This is a genomic window from Lutispora sp. QWL-02 (assembly GCF_058315355.1).
In genome coordinates, this window is the sequence record NZ_CM177762.1 from 2,022,851 (window position 1) to 2,042,524 (window position 19,674).

Sequence of the window (19,674 nt, forward strand, 5' to 3'; positions counted from 1 at the left end):
CTTATGGATAGATATAACGCCGAAGGCTATCCAGATCCAACTGCAGCAGAAGCCATGGAAAATATTATACGTGAAGAAAAGGCAAAAAGCTATAAACCTTGCGTTTTTATTTGTTCTCCTTTTGCTGGAGACATAGAAAAAAATCTGAATAAAGCTAGAGAATACCTGAAGTTTGCAGTGGAGCAAGGAACTATTCCTTTTGCTCCTCACCTGCTATACCCGCAAGTGCTAGATGATAGCGATCCTGAACAAAGAAAACTAGGACTATTCTTTGGAATGGTTTGGCTTAGAAAGTGCGAGGAGTTGTGGGTATTTGGTCGCTACATTTCAAAAGGAATGCAAGCAGAAATAGATAAAGCATCGAAGCATCGTATTCCTATTCGGTATTTTACCGAAAACTGCGAGGAGGTGCAGAAGATATGAAGATAGCGGTTGGTAACAGCCGGATGGATAAAAAGTGGAAGAACAAAGACATCACATGGGAAGACTTCATCGCCCGAGTGGGGTCTACCATACGAACAACAGAAACAGTGTCTGAATTTCGCAAAATGAGTCGCGCTCAGCAGGACTCAATAAAAGATGTGGGTGGGTTTGTGGGAGGAGCTCTCCGTGAAGGAAAGCGCAGAAATGGTTATGTCCTCTCCCGCTCCCTTCTTACATTGGATATGGATTATGCCAAACCAGGGATTTGGGAGCAGATTGAATCACTTCATGATTTTCAATGCTGTATCTATTCCACACATAAACATACACCGGAAGCTCCAAGACTGAGACTAATCATACCACTAAGAAGAGAAGTGACAGAAGATGAATACCCAGCCCTTGGCCGGATGGTTGCAAAGGAGATTGGGATTAATTTATTCGATGATACCACTTATGAACCTTCAAGATTAATGTATTGGCCATCTACACCGTCTGATGGAGAATTTGTCTTTAAAGAAAAGGATGGAGAGCTTTTAGATCCTGATGTTTATCTTTCCAAATATGCAGATTGGCGGGATACATCCATGTGGCCTGTATCCACAAGACAATCAGAGGTTGTACAAAGGAAAATCACAAAGCAAGCAGATCCTTTAAGTAAAGAGGGTGTTGTCGGGGCATTTTGTAGAGCTTATACCATTGAAGAAGCTATCAATACATTTTTGGCGGATGTATATGAGCCAAGTGCTATGAATGGCAGGTTTGATTATATTCCAGCAGATTCTTCAGCGGGCTTGGTAATCTACGACGGTAAATTTGCTTATAGCCATCATGCCACCGATCCGGCTTGCGGAATGCTGCTAAACGCTTTTGATTTGGTACGAGTGCATAAGTTTCGCGACTTAGATGAAAAGGCTGCAGAAAATACAGCGCCAAGTAAACTGCCTTCGTTTAAAGCCATGACAGATCTGGCTTTGGAAGATGAACGGGTAAAAGAGCAGTTTGCTGAAGAAAGAAAGGCTCAGGCAGAAAAAGAGTTTGTTGATGAAGATTGGGAAAAGCAGCTGGAGCTTGACAAGACAGGATCAGTTAAAAATACCCTTAGAAACTTGATTTTAATACTCGAAAATGATCCAAACCTGAAAAGCATTGTGTTTAATCAGCTATCAGATAGTCTCGAAATAAAAGGTGATGTTCCTTGGCCGCATCCATCAAAGTTCTGGAGAGATGCAGACGATGCTCAGTTGATTAGTTACATCGACACCCATTACGGAACCTTTTCTGCAAGAAACTATGATGTGGCGGTAGCAAAGGTAGCTGACGACCGATCTTATCATCCTATTCGTGAGTTTATTGATGCACTCCCTGAATGGGATAAGGTACCGCGAGTAGATACCCTGCTCATCGATTATCTAGGTGCATCAGATAACTCTTATGTTCGGGCTGTAACAAGAAAAACTTTATGTGCAGCTATCTCTCGTGTGCTAACTCCTGGTATCAAATTCGATTCCATGTTGGTTCTTAATGGCCCGCAGGGAGTTGGAAAAAGCACTCTCATAGCCAAGTTGGGTGGAGACTGGTTTTCAGATAGCTTGAACTTATCGGATACCAAGGATAAGACCGCCGCAGAAAAACTTCAAGGTTACTGGATTTTAGAAATTGGAGAACTAGCCGGACTTAAAAAAGCTGAAGTCGAAACACTTCGAAGTTTCTTGTCTCGCCAAAATGACATTTATCGTGCCAGCTTTGGCAGGAGAGCTACTCCGCACTTAAGACAATGTATCTTTTTCGGAACCACCAATGCTGAGAAAGGCTATTTGCGGGACACCACAGGAAACCGTCGCTTCTGGCCAGTAAAGACTCCGGGAAATGGCACAAAAAAATCTTGGCAGCTAAAGCAGGATGAAATTCTGCAGATATGGGCTGAGGCTCTTACCTATGTAAAGGCTGGAGAGAAATTGTACCTTGATGCTAGCCTTGAAAAGCTTGCAAAAGAAGAACAGCGAGAAGCTATGGAGTCCGATGAGCGAGAAGGTTTGGTTAGAGAGTACCTTGATATGCTTTTACCTGAGGATTGGGACACCATGGATCTATATGAACGTCGAGCCTATATCAACGGGACTGAGTTTGGTGAAAGCCAAAGGGTTGGTGTTTGGAAACGAAAATCGGTTTCTAATATGGAAATCTGGTGTGAGTGCTTTGGCAAAGATCGAGCCAATCTCCGAAGAATGGATGGCAATGAGATATCTGCAATTATGGCAAGTATCGGAGGCTGGACTGGACTCGTGAAAAAAGAACGTATCCCGCTTTATGGACCACAATGGGTTTATGTTCCCAAAACATAATTTAGTTTGGAACACATGGAACAATTTTTTCTCGGGAACAGATTTCACCTGTTCCGGTGAAACAAAAACGGTCTTTTGGTACACCTCATCGGAACAGGCGGCAGCCCCTTGTAAAGTTGGCTACTTTATAACTTATGTTCCATTGTTCCAAAAATAATTATTAAAAATAATCCTAAAGACAAAAAGAAGAAATTACCTGCAGACGCGTATATACGCGCGTATAGAGACTTTTTGGATTTAGGGAACATGGAGGCTATATGAGAGAAAAATGGATTGAACAACAACTGGTAAAAGCAGTAAAAGATATAGGCGGCATTGCACTGAAGATTGCATCACCAGGTTTTGATGGAATGCCAGACAGATTGATTCTTTTGCCGGATAAAAAAATAGCTTTTGTGGAGGTAAAAGCTCCAGGTAAAACCTTAAGGCCTCTACAGGAAAAGCGAAAAAGACAGTTAGAATCACTTGGATTTTTGGTATTCTGCCTGGATCACATAGAACAGATTGGAGGGATACTTCATGAAATACAAGCCTCATGAATATCAGGTTTATGCCACTGAGTATATCCTCACCCATCCCATAGCAGCAGTGCTTTTAGATATGGGATTAGGTAAGAGTGTCATTACCTTAACTGCCATCTTTGATTTAACACTGGATAGTTTTCTTGTTCGTAAGGTTCTGGTCATTGCACCTCTTCGAGTAGCCAGAGATACATGGCCTGCAGAGCTTGAAAAGTGGGATCACCTAAAAGGTCTTAAATACACCGTAGCAGTTGGCTCTGAGGTACAGAGGAAAACAGCCCTTATGAAAAGAGCTCAGGTATACATCATCAATCGAGAAAATGTCGAATGGCTAATTTCTAGAAGTGCCATACCCTTTGATTTTGACATGGTAGTAATCGATGAGCTGTCATCCTTCAAATCCCATCAAGCGAAACGGTTTAAAAGCCTACTTAAAGTCAGGCCAAAGATTAAAAGGATCGTAGGGCTTACCGGAACGCCATCATCCAATGGACTGATGGATTTATGGGCTGAGTATCGCCTGCTGGATATGGGACAGCGATTGGGCAGGTTTATTGGCAGATATCGAGAGGACTTTTTCGTACCAGATAAACGCAATCAGCAAGTGATCTTCTCCTACAAACCAAAACCGGGAGCAGAAGAAGCTATTTATAGGCTCATATCTGACATCACTATTAGCATGAAAGGGACAGACTACCTGAAGTTGCCGGAGTTGGTTATAAACGAAGTGCCAGTGAAGCTTTCTGAAAAAGAAATGAAAACTATCGACACTATGAAGCGGGATTTAATTACAACGGTGAAAGGTGAGGATATTACTGCTGCTAATGCAGCAGCTCTTTCAGGAAAGCTCCTGCAGATGGCAAACGGAGCAGTCTATGATGATCAAGGTGTAGTTATTCATATACATGACCGTAAGCTGGATGCACTGGAAGACTTAATCGAAGCCGCTAATGGCAAACCAGTTCTAATTGCTTATTGGTTTAAGCATGATTTATCTCGAATACAAAAGCGCTTTGAAGTTGAGGTATTATCCACTAGCGATTCTATTAAAAGGTGGAATGATGGAGAAATCCCCATTGCAGTCATCCATCCAGCATCAGCAGGCCATGGACTGAACTTGCAAGCTGGAGGTTCAACTCTTGTATGGTTTGGCCTGACTTGGAGCTTGGAGCTTTACCAGCAAACCAATGCCCGTCTTTGGCGTCAAGGACAAAATGAAACGGTAGTGATCCATCACCTGATTGCCAAAGGCACCATTGATGAGCGTGTAATGAAAGCTTTAAAAGATAAAGACAATACCCAATCCGCACTGATAGATGCGGTAAAAGCAACACTAAAGGAGGTCTGATACGATGAACATTGTCTGGCAGTATTTAGATAAAAGAGCAGCGGCAATTAATGCCTTAAAAGATTACAGCAGCATGAAGTACATCATAGAACATACTGATGAGGACATTGCTACTCTCAACGAAGAAATGAGTTCCACTGCTTCTCCAGTTCTAAATGGCATGCCATCGACCCATGATCCAAAAGCAGGAGAGAAAAGGCTCATTGCCTGCATCAATGAAATTGATGTATTGAAAGAACGCTATCGTCAAGCACTGGAATACATGGACTGGTTTCAACCGGCGTGGGATGCCTTAACGGAGGATGAACAGTATGTGTTAAAGGAGTTCTATTTGGATGATGAACAAAAGCAGATAGATGCAGTGTATAACATTTGTGACCGCTTTAACATTGAACGTTCCTCTGCATACAACAAGAAGAATCGGGCGCTTCAGCATCTAGCGCTACTGCTCTATGGAAAGTAATGAGTAATATCGTGGACGATTTTATTAGAAATCGGTTATACAATGGTATTGTGAAAAACTGTAGAGAGCCTTCGTGGAAAAACCGCGGGGGCTTTTTCTATACCCAAATGGAGGTGCGAAATGCCAAGGAAACCTAAACGACCATGCTCTTCTCCTGGTTGTCCTGAGCTGACAGATGAACGCTTTTGTCCGGAGCATGCCAAAAAGGAAGCTTCACGATATGAAAAATATCAGCGCGATCCAGAGACGAGGAAGCGTTATGGTCGTGCGTGGAAAAGAATACGTGACGGTTACATCACAGCCCATCCTCTGTGTGAAGAGTGCAAAAGGCAGGGAAAGCTGACACCGGCTGCTGAAGTGCATCACATCCTTCCTTTGTCGCGAGGGGGAACACACGATGAAAGTAACTTGATGGCTCTTTGTACTCCTTGTCACTCTGCCATCACAGCAAGAGATGGAGACCGTTGGCCATCCCGGTAGGGGGAGTCGAATCTCTACAGCCTTTTAAGTGGACAACGGGCGTGGGGTAACGCGTGAAAATTCGCGGTTTCAAACAGGGTAATAGACCCATCAACGAAAAGAGGTGAGTGAATGGCCAAAGATGGAACAAATCGTGGCGGTGCCCGTATAGGTTCTGGTCAAAAAAAGAAACCACTTGCTGATAAAATTGCACAGGGAAATCCAGGTAAGAGAAAGCTAGAAATCATTGACTTCCAAAATACCGCTGATTTAAAGGGGCAGGAAATGCCAAAGCCAAGGGCCATGCTCTCAGCGGTGCAAAAGGACGGGAAAACCCTAGTAGCCAGCGAGATTTATGAAATTACTTGGAAATGGCTTGAGGAGCGAGGCTGTGCCCATTTGGTGCTCCCACAGCTTCTAGAACGATATGCCATGAGTGCGGCCAGATGGATACAGTGTGAGGAGGCGGTAACTGAGTTTGGCTTTCTTGCCAAGCATCCAACTACCGGCAATGCTATTCAAAGTCCTTATGTAGCTATGAGTCAGAACTTTATGAGTCAGACAAACAGATTGTGGATGGAGATTTATCAAATCGTTAAAGAGAATTGTGCTACAGAGTATTCTGGTTTAAACCCACAGGACGATGTGATGGAGCGACTGCTATCTGCCCGCAGAGGAAAATAAAGATGAGGAGATATGTAATGAGTAAAAGATATTTAACAGCTGAAAGTGTATGTGCTGGACATCCTGATAAACTATGCGACATCATAGCAGATAGCATTTTAGAAGCATGTTTACGTAAAGATAAAGCATCACGTGTTGCTTGTGAGGTAATGGCAACCAAAGGGAAAATTATCGTGGCGGGCGAAATCTCCTGCAGCGAGAAAATAGACATCCGATACATTGTTAGGAATGTCCTTAAAGAGATTGGATACAACCCTCTTAAATTCTTGATTTATGTATTTGTACACAAACAAAGTGTAGATATTGCAACTGGCGTGGATACTGCACTGGAAGTAAGAAATGGAATAAATGAACAGTATGGTTCGATAGGTGCTGGAGACCAAGGAACTGTGTACGGCTATGCTACAAAGGAAACAGGAGAAATGCTTCCCCTACCCCTTGTACTATCTCACAGGATTGTAAAGAGACTGGATGATTGCCGAAAAGGGAAACTGATAAAAGGTATCCACCCAGATGGTAAAGCGCAGGTGACGGTGGAATATGAAGGGGACACTCCAGTGCGAATAAAGACTATTGTGATATCGGTACAGCATGATAAGAATAAAACACAGGAAGAACTAAAGACAGATATCCTTAACAATGTCCTATGGCAGTGCTTTGAGGACTTCCCATTTGATGATGAAACAGAAATTCTCATTAACCCCTCTGGTAGATTTGTCGAAGGTGGTCCCGCTGCCGATACAGGCTTAACTGGTAGAAAAATTATGGTTGATACCTATGGAGGACTTGCATCCCATGGAGGTGGCGCACTTAGTGGTAAAGACCCCACCAAAGTTGACCGAAGCGGTGCCTATATGGCTCGGTACATTGCAAAGCATATCGTCTGGTGTGGTTATGCAAAGAGATGTGAAGTTAGTATATCCTATGCCATTGGTAAGGCAAATCCTGTAGCCTTTTCTGTAAATACTCTTGGCACAGGTATTGTTTCTGACGAAATATTAACTCTTGCTGCACAGGAGATTTTCAATTTAAGACCTGCGGCAATCATAGAGAAGTTGCGTCTAAGGAATGTGATTTACTCTGATACAGCTGTTTATGGTCACTTTAATAGTTGTCTATTCCCGTGGGAGGATGTAAATAAGTACAGTGAATTTAGAAAGGCGGTGGAAAAGTATGTTGATAGAGAAGATAAAAACTAAACAACTCATCCCCGCTGAATATAACCCAAGGAAGGATTTAAAACCGGGTGATCCGGAATATGAGAAACTTAAACGTTCCCTTGAGGAGTTTGGATATGTAGAACCCGTAATATGGAATAAGACCACAGGCAGAGTCATCGGAGGTCATCAGCGTTTGAAAATCCTGCTGAGTATGGGCATGGAGGAGATAGAATGCGTAGTTGTTGAAATGGATGAGCAAAAGGAGAAGGCGCTGAACATTGCACTAAATAAAATAAGTGGTGATTGGGATAAAGACAAATTAGCAATTCTCATCACGGACTTAAATGCTTCAGACTTTGATGTGTCTTTGACAGGTTTTGACCCAGGAGAGTTGGACGATCTTTTCAAGGATTCCCTTAAGGATAATATAAAAGAAGATGATTTCGATGTAGACAGCGAGCTGAAAAAGCCCGCTGTTTCGCATTTAGGGGATATTTGGCTACTTGGACAGCATCGATTAGTCTGCGGAGACAGTACAAAGAAAGACACCTTTGATGTCTTGATGGATGGGAAAACTGCTAATTTGGTAGTTACGGACCCTCCATATAATGTTAACTATGAAGGCACTGCTGGAAAAATCAAAAATGACAATATGGCTAACGAAGCGTTCTACGATTTCCTGCTTGCAGCATTTCAGAACACCGAAGTAGCGATGGCAAAGGACGCTTCTATTTATGTATTCCATGCGGATACCGAAGGACTCAATTTTAGAAGAGCATTCTCCGATGCAGGATTTTATCTTTCTGGTACTTGTATTTGGAAAAAGCAGTCCCTTGTTCTCGGTCGCTCCCCTTATCAATGGCAGCATGAACCTATTCTCTTTGGGTGGAAAAAGAAAGGCAAGCATAACTGGTATTCCGATAGAAAGCAGACCACCATCTGGGAATTTGAGAAACCGAAGAAAAACAGTGATCATCCTACGATGAAGCCAGTTGCACTTGTGGCCTACCCTATTTTGAATTCAAGCCTTTCTAATTGTATCGTGCTTGATCCTTTTGGTGGTTCAGGAAGCACACTGATTGCCTGTGAGCAGACAGATAGAATCTGTTACACCATTGAACTGGATGAAAAGTACTGTGATGTTATTGTGAAAAGGTATATTGAGCAAGTTGGAAACTCAGACGGTGTGTTTCTTTTAAGAGATGGTTCGAAAATAAGATATTGTGACCTGCCAGACGTTGCTACCGCCGATTAATGGAACAGTATTTTCTACAGAAAGATGCTCTAAATGACTTGATATTAACAGCCTTTAGAGTGATATATGTATGTACCGAAAATAGAAAGGCGGTATAAAAAATGCAGATAAACTATAATGTCACAGGAGCAAAAAGAAAAGAGCTAGTCAACGCAATCAGCCAAAAACTGAATGCTCCTGCAAGATATCTTGGAGCACCTACATTTGCATATGAAGTGGCAGACTACAACATTGACAAAAACGGGGTAGTCAGAGGACCAGATAATTATGAACTGGTTAATGATCTATTAGGCCTTCATGACTTTAAGGCGGTTACAGCAGAATATGACACACCACTTCCAGAAGCAGAGCCTGTTCTTGAAAATATTCAAGTTCCCAATGAAGCGGCTCTTGAGGGTAGGGTAAATCCAAATAGTGATTACGAAGAACCTCCCGTATACAACGAATCAAATGAAACCGAAGAAGCTATTAGTTTGATTATTCAAATGCCGAGGGAGGGTTTTAGCGAAACTGCACTTGGTAACCTAAAAGGATTGGTAGAAAGCAAAGAAACCCTTATAAAGAAAGCACTTGATACTGACTCTATTCCCATTATCATAAATGAGGAATTTATAACCTTCCCTTGGTTCCAGAGTGAGTGCTCCGCAGAGGAGGTTAAGGCTTATACCCACTTTGTAACAGCACTTTGTGAAATGGCAAAGAAGCAGACCCGCGTCAACTCGACCGAGAAATCAGTGGAGAATGAAAAGTACGCTTTCCGTTGTTTCCTTCTAAGACTTGGCTTTATCGGGCCAGAATACAAAACAGAACGAAAAATTCTCCTCTCCAAACTGTCGGGTAGCTCTGCCTTCAAAAGCGTAAGTGCCAAGCATGAGGAGGTGAGTGAATAATGAATATCATTCACCCAGAAATGCTAAAGCAACTTAGAAGTTATTACACTCCAGGAACTCGTGTAATGCTACTTAAGATGAATGACCCTTATACCAAGCTTCAGCCTGGAGATAAAGGTACGGTTACTAGTGTTGATGATATGGGAACCATCCACGTCAGTTGGGATTCAGGCAGCTCCCTTGGAGTGGTCTTTGGAGAGGATTTATGCAAGAAAATTGAAGAGTAAACAAACACATTTTAAGCCCAATATGGCAGTAAATATGTAGATTTATATTGCAGAATTGTCTTGCTATATAAGCCTTTTAGAGTGATATATGTACATGCCGAAAGGACAAACACACTTTAAAAGGAGCGAGACACGATGTTAAGTGCAAAATTCGGGATTGAGATTGAATTTACCGGGATTACAAGGGAAAGGGCGGCTAGAGTCGCTGCAGAGTTTTTGCAAGGCATTTACAGTGAAGGCGGGACATACTACGACACCAAGAAGGTAAAAACTCCAGATGGTCGAGTGTGGAAGTTTTTGTACGATGGGAGCATCAATTGCCAAAGAAAAGAAGGTAGAAGAAAAGTAGCTGCAGGTAGAGATTATAGCGTTGAGCTGGTTAGCCCAATCCTAACCTACCGGGTGGACATTGAAATTTTGCAGGAGCTAGTAAGAAAGCTTCGCAAAGCTGGAGCCTTTACAAATACATCATGCGGAATTCACATTCATCTAGACGGTGCTGAACATACCCCACGAAGCATTCGAAACTTTGTAAATATCATTGCAAGCAAAAATGACTTATTTTATAAAGCACTTCAGATTGCACCGCAGAGAATGAATTACTGCAAAAAGATGGACAGCATTTTGGTTGAGAAGATGAACCATAAAAAGCCTAAAACGATGAGACAAATTGAGGACATTTGGTACGAAGGTTACAGCGAGAGTAGAAGCACTCATTACCACAACAGCCGCTACCATTTCCTCAACCTTCACAGCTTTTTTACCGGAAACCATACAGTTGAACTTAGAGGATTTAATAGCGAACTTCATGCAGGAAAGATAAGAAGCTACATTGTTCTAGCACTTGCCATCAACCACCAAGCCTTAACGCAAAAGTGTGCATCAGCAAAGAAACCGCAGGTGGAAAACGAGAAATTTGCCATGAGAACCTACCTAAACCGGATTGGTTTCATTGGAGATGAATTTGCAAACTGCAGAGAGCATTTGACAGCAGCACTTTCGGGTTCAGCTGCATGGCGGTTTCGGGCGGCCTGAGCTGCCCCTAACCCACAAAGCTAAGAAGGAGGATTACAATGAAGAATAAATTATATCTTGCCTATGGCTCCAACCTTAACCTAAAACAAATGGCCAACAGATGCCCCACAGCGAAGGTGGTAGGAGCAAGCCAAATCAATGACCACCGTCTATTATTTAGAGGGGTACACGCGGGCGCTGTGGCGACAATCGAGCCTTTTGAGGGTGGCAACGTACCAGTTTTAGTGTGGGAGATTACACCGATCGATGAAGCGGCACTTGACCGTTACGAGGGATGGCCGTTCCTTTATCGAAAGGAAACAATAAAAGTGAAGTTGGGAAGCAAAACCGTCAAGGCGATGGTCTACATCATGAATGATGGTAGACCGCTTGGACAGCCGAGTTGTTATTATTACAGTACAATTTTAGAAGGCTATAAGAGTGCGGGCTTCGATGTGGAAATCCTGCGCAAAGCGACAACCGATTCAGTAGAATCGGAGGAGGTAGCCAATGAATGAGATAATTAAGCAACAAATCCTTTCCATTCGAGATTTAGGTGAATCAAATATGTTTGATATCCCAATTGTGACTAGCATTGCTTTAAGAGAAGGCTATATTGAGCTAGTAGAATACCTAAAAAGGAATAAAGAGGCATATAGGCATTTTATTCTGACAGGGAAAGACAAAAAGATAACCTAATCAACTTTATAGAAAATTAAGGGACTCTTAATGGGTTCCTTTTTTCGTACCCATAAGGAGGTGGCGGCCATACGTAAACTAAAAAAATATAAGCCGACCATCTTTAAGGCGGATGGTTCGGTATATGATAAGGACGCTGCAGACATTGCGGTGTCTTTTATTAATTGCTTAAAGCATACCAAGGGAGAATGGTATGGGCAGCCATTTGAACTGATAGACTGGCAGGAACAGATTATCCGCGATGTGTTTGGGATTATAAAGCCTAATGGTTACCGTCAATTTAATACGGCATATATTGAAATCGCTAAAAAGCAAGGGAAATCTGAGCTTGCAGCAGCGGTTGCGTTACTGCTTACCTGTGGTGATTTTGAGCATGGCGGTGAAGTATACGGATGTGCATCTGACAGACAGCAAGCTTCCATTGTTTTTGATGTAGCAGTGGATATGGTAGAACAATGTCCAGCTCTGAAAGCGAGGATTAAACCGGTACTATCGCAAAAACGACTTGTTTATAAACCCCTTGGTAGCTTTTATCAGGTTTTGTCTGCAGAAGCTTATACTAAGCATGGCCTAAATGTTCATGGCGTAGTTTTCGATGAACTTCATGCTCAGCCTAACCGCCAACTATTCGATGTCATGACTCATGGTTCCGGTGATGCCAGAAAACAACCACTGTATTTCTTAATCACAACTGCTGGGAATGATACCCATTCCATTTGCTACGAGGTGCATCAAAAGGCCAAAGATATCCTGGAAGGGCGAAAGGTTGACCCTACATTCTATCCTGTCATTTACGGTGCTGACGAAGATGATGACTGGACAGATCCAAAGGTATGGGCGAAAGCCAACCCCTCTCTGGGTATTACAGTGGACATTGAAAAGATACAGATTGCTTGTGAAAGCGCAAAGCAAAACCCAGCCGAAGAGAACCTATTCAGGCAGCTTCGTTTGAATCAATGGGTAAAACAGTCAGTGCGCTGGATGCCTATGGAGAAGTGGGATAAATGTTCATTTGCTGTAAATCCAGAAAACCTTGTAGGAAGAGAATGCTTCGGTGGTTTGGACTTATCATCTACTACAGATATTACAGCGTTCGTACTTATCTTCCCGCCTGAGTATGAAGGAGATAAATACATCGTTCTTCCCTACTTCTGGATACCGGAAGATAATCTGGACCAAAGGGTAAAGCGTGATCATGTTCCTTATGATGTTTGGGAGAAGCAGGGGTTCTTACACACCACTGAAGGAAACGTGGTGCATTATGGATACATCGAAAACTTTATCGAAGAGCTGGGCTTAAAGTACAACATTCGAGAAATTGCCTTTGACCGGTGGGGAGCTGTGCAGATGACACAAAACTTAGAGAACCTTGGGTTTACAGTAGTTCCTTTCGGTCAAGGTTTTAAAGATATGAGTCCGCCAACGAAGGAGCTTATGAAGCTTACCTTGGAAGAGAAACTGGCGCATGGTGGTCATCCGGTGCTCCGATGGATGATGGATAACATCTTTATCCGAACAGATCCTGCCGGTAATATTAAACCAGATAAAGAAAAGTCAACTGAGAGAATAGATGGAGCTGTCGCTACCATTATGGCTCTTGACCGAGCGATCCGCAAAGGTGGAACAGGTAACTCTGTTTATGATGGAAGAGGTTTATTGATTCTTTAATCTGCAAATTTATTATTATAACGTTTTTACTTGTAAAACAAAACAATCTCCGATATTATAGATTTATGAACAGAAGTCTGAACACAAGTCCGTAAAAGGAGGTTGAAAATGAGTTACAGGGTACAATTTACGATAAGTGATACTGAAAAAGAACAATTAATTGCTGAGGCAGCATCTGAAGGTTATCCCAATATCGCTGAGTTATGTAAAGTTAGAGCATTGCGGGGAAAAAGTACTTACGCAGATCTTTATAAAAGAATGGTAAAGAAAATAGATTCTTTACCTTCTGGACAGAAGTTCTTTCTAAGAGATTTAATAGATACTCCTCCAACACTACTTGGAAGATGGTTATATGACAATGTTGCAAATGGAACCATTAAAGGTGTTAAGCATCTCGGAAACAATGGATCAGATGCAGAAGAATATCTAAAGTTATAATAATGATTTTAGGAAAGGCATCTCAAACGCGAGGTGCTTTTTTCATGCCCAATTTTAAGGAGAGTGATGTATATGGGCCTCTTTTCAAAGCTATTTAAGGCGCGTGATAAACCGAAGGATCGAACCACAGGAAGCAATTATAGCTTCTTTTTTGGTGGAACAACCAGCGGTAAGCCTGTAAACGAACATACAGCAATGCAAATGACAGCGGTCTATTCATGCGTAAGAATACTTGCAGAGGCTGTGGCAGGGTTACCCCTCCACCTATATAAATACAATGCAAGCGGCGGTAAGGAAAAGGCTCTTTCTCATCCGCTGTATTTTGTATTACATGATGAACCTAACCCAGAGATGAGTTCCTTCGTTTTTCGGGAGACGTTGATGACTCATCTTTTATTATGGGGCAATGCCTATGCACAGATTATTCGAAATGGAAAAGGTGAAGTCATAGCACTGTATCCGTTAATGCCAAATCGAATGTCGGTGGACCGCGATTCCAGTGGTGCTCTTTATTATACCTATACCAGATATTCCGATGAAGCACCTACGATGAATGGAATGACGGTCACACTAAGGCCAAGCGATGTGCTTCATATTCCTGGCTTAGGATTTGATGGACTAGTAGGGTATTCTCCGATTGCAATGGCCAAGAATGCCATTGGTATGGCCATAGCCTGTGAGGAATATGGAGCTAAGTTTTTTGCAAATGGAGCAGCTCCGGGAGGTGTACTTGAGCATCCTGGAACGATTAAAGACCCACAAAAAGTGCGAGATAGCTGGAATGCGGCCTATCAAGGAAGCAGCAACTCCCATCGTGTGGCAGTGCTTGAGGAAGGGATGAAGTATCAGCCTATTGGTATCTCACCAGAACAAGCTCAGTTTTTAGAGACAAGAAAGTTTCAGATTAATGAAATCGCTCGGATTTTCCGCGTACCTCCACATATGGTTGGGGACTTGGAAAAATCGAGCTTTTCTAATATTGAGCAACAGTCACTGGAGTTTGTGAAATACACTTTGGACCCTTGGGTGATACGTTGGGAACAGGCCATCAGCCGAGCACTTTTAAGACCAGATGAAAAGAAGCTCTATTTTGCCAAGTTTAATGTGGATGGACTGCTTCGAGGTGATTATGTCTCTCGGATGAACGGTTATGCAACCGCGAGACAAAATGGTTGGATGAGTGCCAATGATATCCGAGAGCTAGAAAACCTTGACCGAATCCCACCTGAGCTTGGCGGGGACTTATATCTGATCAATGGCAATATGACCAAGCTTGCGGATGCGGGCATATTCGCAAATAGAGAAGGATTGGAGGGAAAAAATGAATGAAGAAATTTTGGAATTGGGTGCGTGATGAAGATATACAGACACGGACCCTCTATCTAAACGGTGCAATTGCTGAGGAGAGTTGGTTTGATGATGATATTACCCCTGCTGCTTTTAAAGCAGAGCTAATGAGTGGCGAGGGTGACATAGTAGTTTGGATTAATTCACCTGGTGGTGATTGTATCGCGGCATCACAGATTTACAACATGCTGATGGATTATAAAGGCAATGTCACCATAAAGATTGATGGCATTGCAGCATCAGCCGCCTCAGTCATTGCCATGGCAGGTACGGAAGTTTTAATGTCTCCAACATCACTGATGATGATCCATAATCCTTTCACCATAGCCATTGGCGATAGCGAGGAGATGCAAAAGGCAATGCAGATGCTGGATGAAGTTAAGGAAAGTATCATCAACGCTTATGAACTTAAAACCGATTTGTCTAGAACAAGGTTATCTCAACTGATGGATGCTGAAACTTGGCTAAATGCCAATAAGGCAGTCGAGCTTGGCTTTGCAGATGACATTATGTTCAAACCAGGAGAGAGTGCACTACAAGATAGCTTTGTCTTCAGCAGAAGAGCAGTGACTAATTCACTAATGAATAAGCTTCAAAAACCAGTTGTAAAACAGTCAGCCGAGTCGCTTTATGAGCGGCTTAATTTATTGAAATATTAGGAGGAAATGAAAATGAGTAAAATTCTTGAACTGCGTGAAAAGCGCGCAAAAGCATGGGAAGCAGCAAAGGCATTTCTTGATTCAAAGCGTGGTAGTGATGGACTTGTGTCCGCAGAGGATGCCGCAACCTACGACAAAATGGAAGCAGACATTATTAATCTGGGTAAGGAAATTGCAAGACTGGAGCGCCAAGAAGCTCTTGAAGCAGAGCTTAATAAGCCTGTAAACACACCTCTTACCGAAAAACCAGCTATTCCGGGGATGGATACAAAGACCGGAAGAGCCAGTGATGAGTACAGAAAGGCATTCTGGAACGTAATGCGTAGCAAAACTCCTCGTCATGATGTGCTAAATGCTTTGTCTGTAGGCACTGATTCAGAGGGAGGATATCTTGTTCCTGATGAATTTGAGCGTACTTTAGTTCAAACCCTTGAGGAAGAGAATGTATTCCGTAAACTGGCAAAAATTATTCAGACTTCAAGCGGTGACCGCAAAATCCCTGTTGTTGTGACTAAGGGTACAGCGGCTTGGCTTGATGAAGGTGAGGAGTTTGATGAGAGCGATTCTGTATTTGGCCAGACATCTATCGGTGCCTATAAGCTGGGTACAATGATTAAAGTTTCTGATGAACTTCTCAATGACAGTGTATTTGATCTGGAGAATTATATCTCCACTGAATTTGCCCGTAGAATCGGTGCTAAGGAAGAAGAAGCTTTTTTAGTTGGAGATGCAGATGGGAAACCTACAGGAATTTTCAACGCTACTGGTGGTGCACAGCTTGGAGTGACAGCCGGGTCTGCAACTGCCATTACGGCAGATGAGATTATCGATCTTGTTTATTCCCTAAAGGCTCCTTACAGAAAGAACGCAGTATTCCTGATGAATGATGCAACAGTAAAAGCAATCCGTAAACTGAAAGACGGTCAAGGTCAATATCTGTGGCAGCCTTCTTTAACAGCAGGTACTCCAGATACGTTGCTGAATCGTCCGGTTTACACTTCTGCTTATGCTCCTATTATTGAAGCCGGAGCAAAGACGATTGCCTTCGGTGATTTCGGATACTATTGGATTGCTGACAGACAGGGGCGTTCTTTCAAACGTTTAAACGAGCTTTTTGCAACTACTGGGCAGGTTGGTTTCCTTGCGAGCCAGCGTGTAGATGGAAAGCTCATTTTACCTGAAGCCATCAAAGTTCTTCAGCAGAAAGCTTAATGGGAGGTGCAAATTATGAGCTATAACGCAAAGAACTACACCGAACAAGGTGGAGAAAAAACCGTTATTGGTGGAGAACTTGTCATTGAAGAGGGAGCCAAAGTAACTGGGCTCCCTGTTCTTGAAAATCAACCGGCAAGCACTGCGGATACTGTAGAAGCTCTAGTGACGGACTTTAATGCCTTGCTCAGTAAGCTGAAAACTGCAGGAATCATGAATGGAGATACACCTTAGAAAGGATAGTGATGGTGATGACACTTTTAGAAAAAGTTAAAGCAAATCTAATTCTTGAGCACGATCGCGATGATGAACTTCTTCAGATGTACATCACCACCGCTATCGCATATGCCGAGAGTTATCAGCATGTACCGGAAGGTCATTATAATGAGAACACAATGCCGCCAACTACCGAGCAGGCCGTCATTATGTTGTCATCTCACTTCTATGAAAGTAGGGATGGTAGCACTGGCGGCTTTTTTGCTGATAACGTGCAGGCAGGCCAGCAGGTTTGGAACACTGTAAATTTACTGCTCAGGCTTGACCGGGATTGGAAGGTGTAGAGTATGAGTTTTGGAAAAATGAATACCTTTATCGATCTCATTTTTGTTGAAAGAACGAAAGACAGTGAAGGCTTTGGTAAATCTAAGGACACCATCCTCGCTTCCGTTCGTGCTTATAAGGAAGATCGTCATGGAAATGAAAAGTGGGCTAACCGAGCGGCATTTTCTGAAGCAACTGCTCTGTTTTGTTTTCGTAAGATACCTGATGTTGAGGTATCTACCAATATGGTGATTGTGTGTAATGATGGCCGCTATGAGATTACAAATGTTGAAGATGTAAAAGGTCGAGGCATGTATATTGAAGCCTTGGCAAAAAAGGTGGTGGGGTCAAGTGGCTAAGTTACAAGTAAAAATGCCTGAGGATTTTCTTTTAAAGCTTTCAAAGCTTGGCGATAAGACGGATGAAATCATCCCAAAGGTACTTGAGTCAGGCGGGGAAATCGTTTTGGAAAAGGTTAGATCTAATTTGCAAGCTATAGTTGGTAGTGGAACAAAAGAAAAAAGTCGGTCTACAGGAGAACTGATTAGTTCGTTGGGTCTTTCTCCCGCTAAAGTGGACTGGAATGGCAATTTCAACGTGAAGATAGGTTTTAAGGAGCCACGAAGAAGCGGCGAAAGTAACGCTAAGATTGCCAATATCATCGAATATGGAAAATCGGGTCAGCCACCAAAACCATTTTTAAAGCCTGCAAGAAGGGCTTCAAGAAAAGCATGTATTGACGCTATGAAGAAGAGGTTTGAGCAGGAGGTCGAAAACTTATGAGTATATTAAATGAGCTTAATCTCATAGCAGATTTGTGCGGTATCCCAGTAGAAACAGGAAGATTTTCTGGTGTTCCTCCTGATACTTATCTTGTGATTACACCTCTTATTGATTTGTTTGAGGTTCATGCGGATAACACACCGGGATATGAAGTACAGGAAGCCAGACTTTCCTTATTTGTGAAAGGCAGTTATACAGCTATAAAAAATGCCATTGTCCGCACTCTTCTAGGTGCGGATTTTACGATAACGGATCGTCGATACATCGGACATGAGGATGATACCGATTATCACCATTATGCCATAGATGTGGCTAAACCATATGAATTTCAATTGGAAAAGGAGGAATAAAACATGGCTACAATCGGTCTGGATAGACTTTATTATGCAAAAATCACCGAAGATGACAACGGTGATGAAACCTATGATACACCGATGCCGCTAGCAAAAGCAATCAGTGCAGAACTTTCCGTTGAGCTTGCTGAGGCCACTCTTTATGCCGATGATGGTGCCGCTGAAATTGTCAAAGAATTTAAAAGTGGTACCCTTACTCTCGGTATTGATGATATAGGGGTAACAGCTGCAGGAGATTTAACAGGAGCTACCATTGATGACAACCATGTACTCATTTCAACCAGTGAGGATGGAGGGGCTCCTGTTGCAATTGGCTTTAGAGCACAAAAGGCAAACGGTAAATACCGATACTTTTGGCTGTATCGTGTGAAGTTTGGAATTCCTGCAACAAACTTGGCGACCAAAGGTGATAGTATTACTTTCTCAACTCCGACCATTGAAGGAACAGTACTTCGTAGAAATAAGCTGGATGGTCAGGGTAAGCATCCATGGAAAGCAGAAGTAAACGAGGGTGATGAGGGCGTAACCCAGGCAATTATTAATGGTTGGTATAGCGAAGTGTATGAGCCTACATTTGCTGCTTCTGGCGGAAGTGGAGAATAAGGGGGATTGGAATGGATAACGAAAGAAGTGCAAAGATCAATATTGGCGGGCAGGAGTATGAGCTTATCCTTACCACTAAAGCCACAAAAGAAATTGCTGGGAGATATGGCGGTCTTGAAAATTTGGGTGAGAAATTACTGAAGTCTGAGAACTTCGAAATGGCACTGGATGAAATAGTCTGGCTGATAACTTTAATGGCCAATCAGAGCCTACTCATTCACAACCTTCGAAATCCAGATAACAAAAAGCCGCTGCTTACTCAAGAAGAAGTTGAACTTCTCACCTCTCCTTTGGAACTAGCTACTTATAAGAACGCTTTGACAGAAGCAATGTTTAAGGGAACCAAGAGAAATGTAGAATCTGAAGATGACTCAAAAAACGTTTAAACCGGGTAAACGAGAATGAACTCTTTACCCGGCTTTTATATTACGGGACTGTTCATTTAAATCGTACCGAAGAGGAAACATGGCTTACACCTATTGGCTTGCTTATGGATTTATGGGAGTGCCATAAGCAGTTTCTTGGAATGTCCAAACCAAAACGGAAGATTTACATCGATGACATTATTCCTTATGGTATTTGATCT

Annotated in this window: 26 protein-coding genes and 1 pseudogene; all 27 read left to right on the forward strand. The window is 42.5% G+C overall.

Translation table 11 applies throughout. The features are described from left to right. Positions 1 to 3 precede the first annotated feature (3 nt). Positions 4 to 423, forward strand: coding sequence for a DUF7768 domain-containing protein (locus tag AC4HCY_RS09300; protein WP_024400910.1), 420 nt, complete (start codon positions 4 to 6; stop codon positions 421 to 423). Then, positions 420 to 2,765, forward strand: a complete 2,346-nt coding sequence (locus AC4HCY_RS09305; RefSeq protein ID WP_491095912.1) for a virulence-associated E family protein — start codon at positions 420 to 422, stop codon at positions 2,763 to 2,765. Before AC4HCY_RS09300 ends, AC4HCY_RS09305 begins: the two co-directional genes overlap by 4 nt. 257 nt (positions 2,766 to 3,022) lie before the next feature. Beyond that, positions 3,023 to 3,304 (forward strand): VRR-NUC domain-containing protein, encoded by a 282-nt coding sequence (locus AC4HCY_RS09310; RefSeq protein WP_039652072.1) that lies wholly within the window; start codon positions 3,023 to 3,025, stop codon positions 3,302 to 3,304. Continuing rightward, complete coding sequence (locus AC4HCY_RS09315; protein ID WP_042679875.1) at positions 3,285 to 4,634, forward strand: DEAD/DEAH box helicase; 1,350 nt, start codon at positions 3,285 to 3,287, stop codon at positions 4,632 to 4,634. Before AC4HCY_RS09310 ends, AC4HCY_RS09315 begins: the two co-directional genes overlap by 20 nt. 4 nt (positions 4,635 to 4,638) lie before the next feature. Beyond that, positions 4,639 to 5,097, forward strand: coding sequence for an ArpU family phage packaging/lysis transcriptional regulator (locus tag AC4HCY_RS09320; protein WP_042679872.1), 459 nt, complete (start codon positions 4,639 to 4,641; stop codon positions 5,095 to 5,097). Between the two features lie 120 nt (positions 5,098 to 5,217). After that, on the forward strand, positions 5,218 to 5,577 hold the full coding sequence (locus tag AC4HCY_RS09325) for an HNH endonuclease (protein ID WP_042679870.1): 360 nt from the start codon (positions 5,218 to 5,220) through the stop codon (positions 5,575 to 5,577). A gap of 111 nt (positions 5,578 to 5,688) precedes the next feature. Next, positions 5,689 to 6,240: a P27 family phage terminase small subunit gene (locus AC4HCY_RS09330; RefSeq protein ID WP_024400905.1), complete on the forward strand. Its 552-nt coding sequence runs from the start codon at positions 5,689 to 5,691 to the stop codon at positions 6,238 to 6,240. Positions 6,241 to 6,257: 17 nt separating this feature from the next. After that, positions 6,258 to 7,439: a methionine adenosyltransferase gene (gene metK / locus AC4HCY_RS09335; protein ID WP_024400904.1), complete on the forward strand. Its 1,182-nt coding sequence runs from the start codon at positions 6,258 to 6,260 to the stop codon at positions 7,437 to 7,439. Beyond that, a complete protein-coding gene (locus AC4HCY_RS09340; protein WP_024400903.1) occupies positions 7,414 to 8,655 on the forward strand; it encodes a site-specific DNA-methyltransferase in 1,242 nt (413 codons plus the stop codon). The genes metK and AC4HCY_RS09340 overlap by 26 nt, the downstream gene beginning before the upstream one ends. Positions 8,656 to 8,756: 101 nt before the next feature. Beyond that, on the forward strand, positions 8,757 to 9,545 hold the full coding sequence (locus AC4HCY_RS09345) for a hypothetical protein (RefSeq protein WP_024400902.1): 789 nt from the start codon (positions 8,757 to 8,759) through the stop codon (positions 9,543 to 9,545). Continuing rightward, positions 9,545 to 9,772, forward strand: coding sequence for a DUF4314 domain-containing protein (locus AC4HCY_RS09350; protein ID WP_019155121.1), 228 nt, complete (start codon positions 9,545 to 9,547; stop codon positions 9,770 to 9,772). The genes AC4HCY_RS09345 and AC4HCY_RS09350 overlap by 1 nt, the downstream gene beginning before the upstream one ends. Positions 9,773 to 9,907: 135 nt before the next feature. Next, positions 9,908 to 10,807, forward strand: a complete 900-nt coding sequence (locus AC4HCY_RS09355; protein ID WP_024400901.1) for an amidoligase family protein — start codon at positions 9,908 to 9,910, stop codon at positions 10,805 to 10,807. A 38-nt stretch (positions 10,808 to 10,845) separates the two neighbouring features. Next, the gene (locus AC4HCY_RS09360) at positions 10,846 to 11,304 is read left to right on the forward strand and encodes a gamma-glutamylcyclotransferase family protein (RefSeq protein ID WP_024400900.1); all 459 of its coding nucleotides are present in this window, start codon (positions 10,846 to 10,848) and stop codon (positions 11,302 to 11,304) included. Further along, on the forward strand, positions 11,297 to 11,485 hold the full coding sequence (locus AC4HCY_RS09365) for a DUF5049 domain-containing protein (RefSeq protein WP_024400899.1): 189 nt from the start codon (positions 11,297 to 11,299) through the stop codon (positions 11,483 to 11,485). Before AC4HCY_RS09360 ends, AC4HCY_RS09365 begins: the two co-directional genes overlap by 8 nt. Positions 11,486 to 11,515: 30 nt before the next feature. Further along, positions 11,516 to 13,153, forward strand: coding sequence for a terminase large subunit (locus AC4HCY_RS09370; protein ID WP_050571177.1), 1,638 nt, complete (start codon positions 11,516 to 11,518; stop codon positions 13,151 to 13,153). A 108-nt stretch (positions 13,154 to 13,261) separates the two neighbouring features. Further along, positions 13,262 to 13,591: a hypothetical protein gene (locus AC4HCY_RS09375; RefSeq protein ID WP_021401040.1), complete on the forward strand. Its 330-nt coding sequence runs from the start codon at positions 13,262 to 13,264 to the stop codon at positions 13,589 to 13,591. Between the two features lie 72 nt (positions 13,592 to 13,663). Further along, entirely contained in the window at positions 13,664 to 14,920 is a 1,257-nt protein-coding gene (locus tag AC4HCY_RS09380; RefSeq protein ID WP_024400897.1) for a phage portal protein, read from the forward strand. Further along, positions 14,917 to 15,597 (forward strand): head maturation protease, ClpP-related, encoded by a 681-nt coding sequence (locus AC4HCY_RS09385; protein ID WP_024400896.1) that lies wholly within the window; start codon positions 14,917 to 14,919, stop codon positions 15,595 to 15,597. The genes AC4HCY_RS09380 and AC4HCY_RS09385 overlap by 4 nt, the downstream gene beginning before the upstream one ends. A gap of 12 nt (positions 15,598 to 15,609) precedes the next feature. Continuing rightward, a complete protein-coding gene (locus AC4HCY_RS09390; protein ID WP_024400895.1) occupies positions 15,610 to 16,809 on the forward strand; it encodes a phage major capsid protein in 1,200 nt (399 codons plus the stop codon). A gap of 15 nt (positions 16,810 to 16,824) precedes the next feature. Then, complete coding sequence (locus AC4HCY_RS09395) at positions 16,825 to 17,043, forward strand: Head fiber protein (protein ID WP_024400894.1); 219 nt, start codon at positions 16,825 to 16,827, stop codon at positions 17,041 to 17,043. Between the two features lie 17 nt (positions 17,044 to 17,060). Next, entirely contained in the window at positions 17,061 to 17,369 is a 309-nt protein-coding gene (locus AC4HCY_RS09400; protein ID WP_024400893.1) for a head-tail connector protein, read from the forward strand. Between the two features lie 3 nt (positions 17,370 to 17,372). Continuing rightward, complete coding sequence (locus AC4HCY_RS09405) at positions 17,373 to 17,708, forward strand: head-tail adaptor protein (protein ID WP_024400892.1); 336 nt, start codon at positions 17,373 to 17,375, stop codon at positions 17,706 to 17,708. Continuing rightward, on the forward strand, positions 17,701 to 18,132 hold the full coding sequence (locus tag AC4HCY_RS09410; RefSeq protein WP_024400891.1) for an HK97-gp10 family putative phage morphogenesis protein: 432 nt from the start codon (positions 17,701 to 17,703) through the stop codon (positions 18,130 to 18,132). The genes AC4HCY_RS09405 and AC4HCY_RS09410 overlap by 8 nt, the downstream gene beginning before the upstream one ends. Next, the gene (locus AC4HCY_RS09415) at positions 18,129 to 18,482 is read left to right on the forward strand and encodes a hypothetical protein (protein ID WP_024400890.1); all 354 of its coding nucleotides are present in this window, start codon (positions 18,129 to 18,131) and stop codon (positions 18,480 to 18,482) included. Before AC4HCY_RS09410 ends, AC4HCY_RS09415 begins: the two co-directional genes overlap by 4 nt. A gap of 3 nt (positions 18,483 to 18,485) precedes the next feature. Continuing rightward, positions 18,486 to 19,088: a major tail protein gene (locus AC4HCY_RS09420; RefSeq protein WP_024400889.1), complete on the forward strand. Its 603-nt coding sequence runs from the start codon at positions 18,486 to 18,488 to the stop codon at positions 19,086 to 19,088. Positions 19,089 to 19,099: 11 nt separating this feature from the next. Beyond that, positions 19,100 to 19,474 (forward strand): hypothetical protein, encoded by a 375-nt coding sequence (locus AC4HCY_RS09425; protein ID WP_029749750.1) that lies wholly within the window; start codon positions 19,100 to 19,102, stop codon positions 19,472 to 19,474. Between the two features lie 5 nt (positions 19,475 to 19,479). Then, positions 19,480 to 19,671, forward strand: a pseudogene (locus tag AC4HCY_RS09430) (hypothetical protein); the annotation flags it as partial. Positions 19,672 to 19,674: the final 3 nt, after the last annotated feature.

What these genes read in the sequence shown, in the direction of transcription:
- AC4HCY_RS09300 (WP_024400910.1), top strand. Translation starts at nt 4, where the DNA reads ATGGATAGATATAACGCCGAAGGCTATCCAGATCCAACTGCAGCAGAA.
- AC4HCY_RS09305 (WP_491095912.1), top strand. Translation starts at nt 420, where the DNA reads ATGAAGATAGCGGTTGGTAACAGCCGGATGGATAAAAAGTGGAAGAAC.
- AC4HCY_RS09310 (WP_039652072.1), top strand. Translation starts at nt 3,023, where the DNA reads ATGAGAGAAAAATGGATTGAACAACAACTGGTAAAAGCAGTAAAAGAT.
- AC4HCY_RS09315 (WP_042679875.1), top strand. Translation starts at nt 3,285, where the DNA reads ATGAAATACAAGCCTCATGAATATCAGGTTTATGCCACTGAGTATATC.
- AC4HCY_RS09320 (WP_042679872.1), top strand. Translation starts at nt 4,639, where the DNA reads ATGAACATTGTCTGGCAGTATTTAGATAAAAGAGCAGCGGCAATTAAT.
- AC4HCY_RS09325 (WP_042679870.1), top strand. Translation starts at nt 5,218, where the DNA reads ATGCCAAGGAAACCTAAACGACCATGCTCTTCTCCTGGTTGTCCTGAG.
- AC4HCY_RS09330 (WP_024400905.1), top strand. Translation starts at nt 5,689, where the DNA reads ATGGCCAAAGATGGAACAAATCGTGGCGGTGCCCGTATAGGTTCTGGT.
- metK (WP_024400904.1), top strand. Translation starts at nt 6,258, where the DNA reads ATGAGTAAAAGATATTTAACAGCTGAAAGTGTATGTGCTGGACATCCT.
- AC4HCY_RS09340 (WP_024400903.1), top strand. Translation starts at nt 7,414, where the DNA reads ATGTTGATAGAGAAGATAAAAACTAAACAACTCATCCCCGCTGAATAT.
- AC4HCY_RS09345 (WP_024400902.1), top strand. Translation starts at nt 8,757, where the DNA reads ATGCAGATAAACTATAATGTCACAGGAGCAAAAAGAAAAGAGCTAGTC.
- AC4HCY_RS09350 (WP_019155121.1), top strand. Translation starts at nt 9,545, where the DNA reads ATGAATATCATTCACCCAGAAATGCTAAAGCAACTTAGAAGTTATTAC.
- AC4HCY_RS09355 (WP_024400901.1), top strand. Translation starts at nt 9,908, where the DNA reads ATGTTAAGTGCAAAATTCGGGATTGAGATTGAATTTACCGGGATTACA.
- AC4HCY_RS09360 (WP_024400900.1), top strand. Translation starts at nt 10,846, where the DNA reads ATGAAGAATAAATTATATCTTGCCTATGGCTCCAACCTTAACCTAAAA.
- AC4HCY_RS09365 (WP_024400899.1), top strand. Translation starts at nt 11,297, where the DNA reads ATGAATGAGATAATTAAGCAACAAATCCTTTCCATTCGAGATTTAGGT.
- AC4HCY_RS09370 (WP_050571177.1), top strand. Translation starts at nt 11,516, where the DNA reads ATGGGTTCCTTTTTTCGTACCCATAAGGAGGTGGCGGCCATACGTAAA.
- AC4HCY_RS09375 (WP_021401040.1), top strand. Translation starts at nt 13,262, where the DNA reads ATGAGTTACAGGGTACAATTTACGATAAGTGATACTGAAAAAGAACAA.
- AC4HCY_RS09380 (WP_024400897.1), top strand. Translation starts at nt 13,664, where the DNA reads ATGGGCCTCTTTTCAAAGCTATTTAAGGCGCGTGATAAACCGAAGGAT.
- AC4HCY_RS09385 (WP_024400896.1), top strand. Translation starts at nt 14,917, where the DNA reads ATGAAGAAATTTTGGAATTGGGTGCGTGATGAAGATATACAGACACGG.
- AC4HCY_RS09390 (WP_024400895.1), top strand. Translation starts at nt 15,610, where the DNA reads ATGAGTAAAATTCTTGAACTGCGTGAAAAGCGCGCAAAAGCATGGGAA.
- AC4HCY_RS09395 (WP_024400894.1), top strand. Translation starts at nt 16,825, where the DNA reads ATGAGCTATAACGCAAAGAACTACACCGAACAAGGTGGAGAAAAAACC.
- AC4HCY_RS09400 (WP_024400893.1), top strand. Translation starts at nt 17,061, where the DNA reads ATGACACTTTTAGAAAAAGTTAAAGCAAATCTAATTCTTGAGCACGAT.
- AC4HCY_RS09405 (WP_024400892.1), top strand. Translation starts at nt 17,373, where the DNA reads ATGAGTTTTGGAAAAATGAATACCTTTATCGATCTCATTTTTGTTGAA.
- AC4HCY_RS09415 (WP_024400890.1), top strand. Translation starts at nt 18,129, where the DNA reads ATGAGTATATTAAATGAGCTTAATCTCATAGCAGATTTGTGCGGTATC.
- AC4HCY_RS09420 (WP_024400889.1), top strand. Translation starts at nt 18,486, where the DNA reads ATGGCTACAATCGGTCTGGATAGACTTTATTATGCAAAAATCACCGAA.
- AC4HCY_RS09425 (WP_029749750.1), top strand. Translation starts at nt 19,100, where the DNA reads ATGGATAACGAAAGAAGTGCAAAGATCAATATTGGCGGGCAGGAGTAT.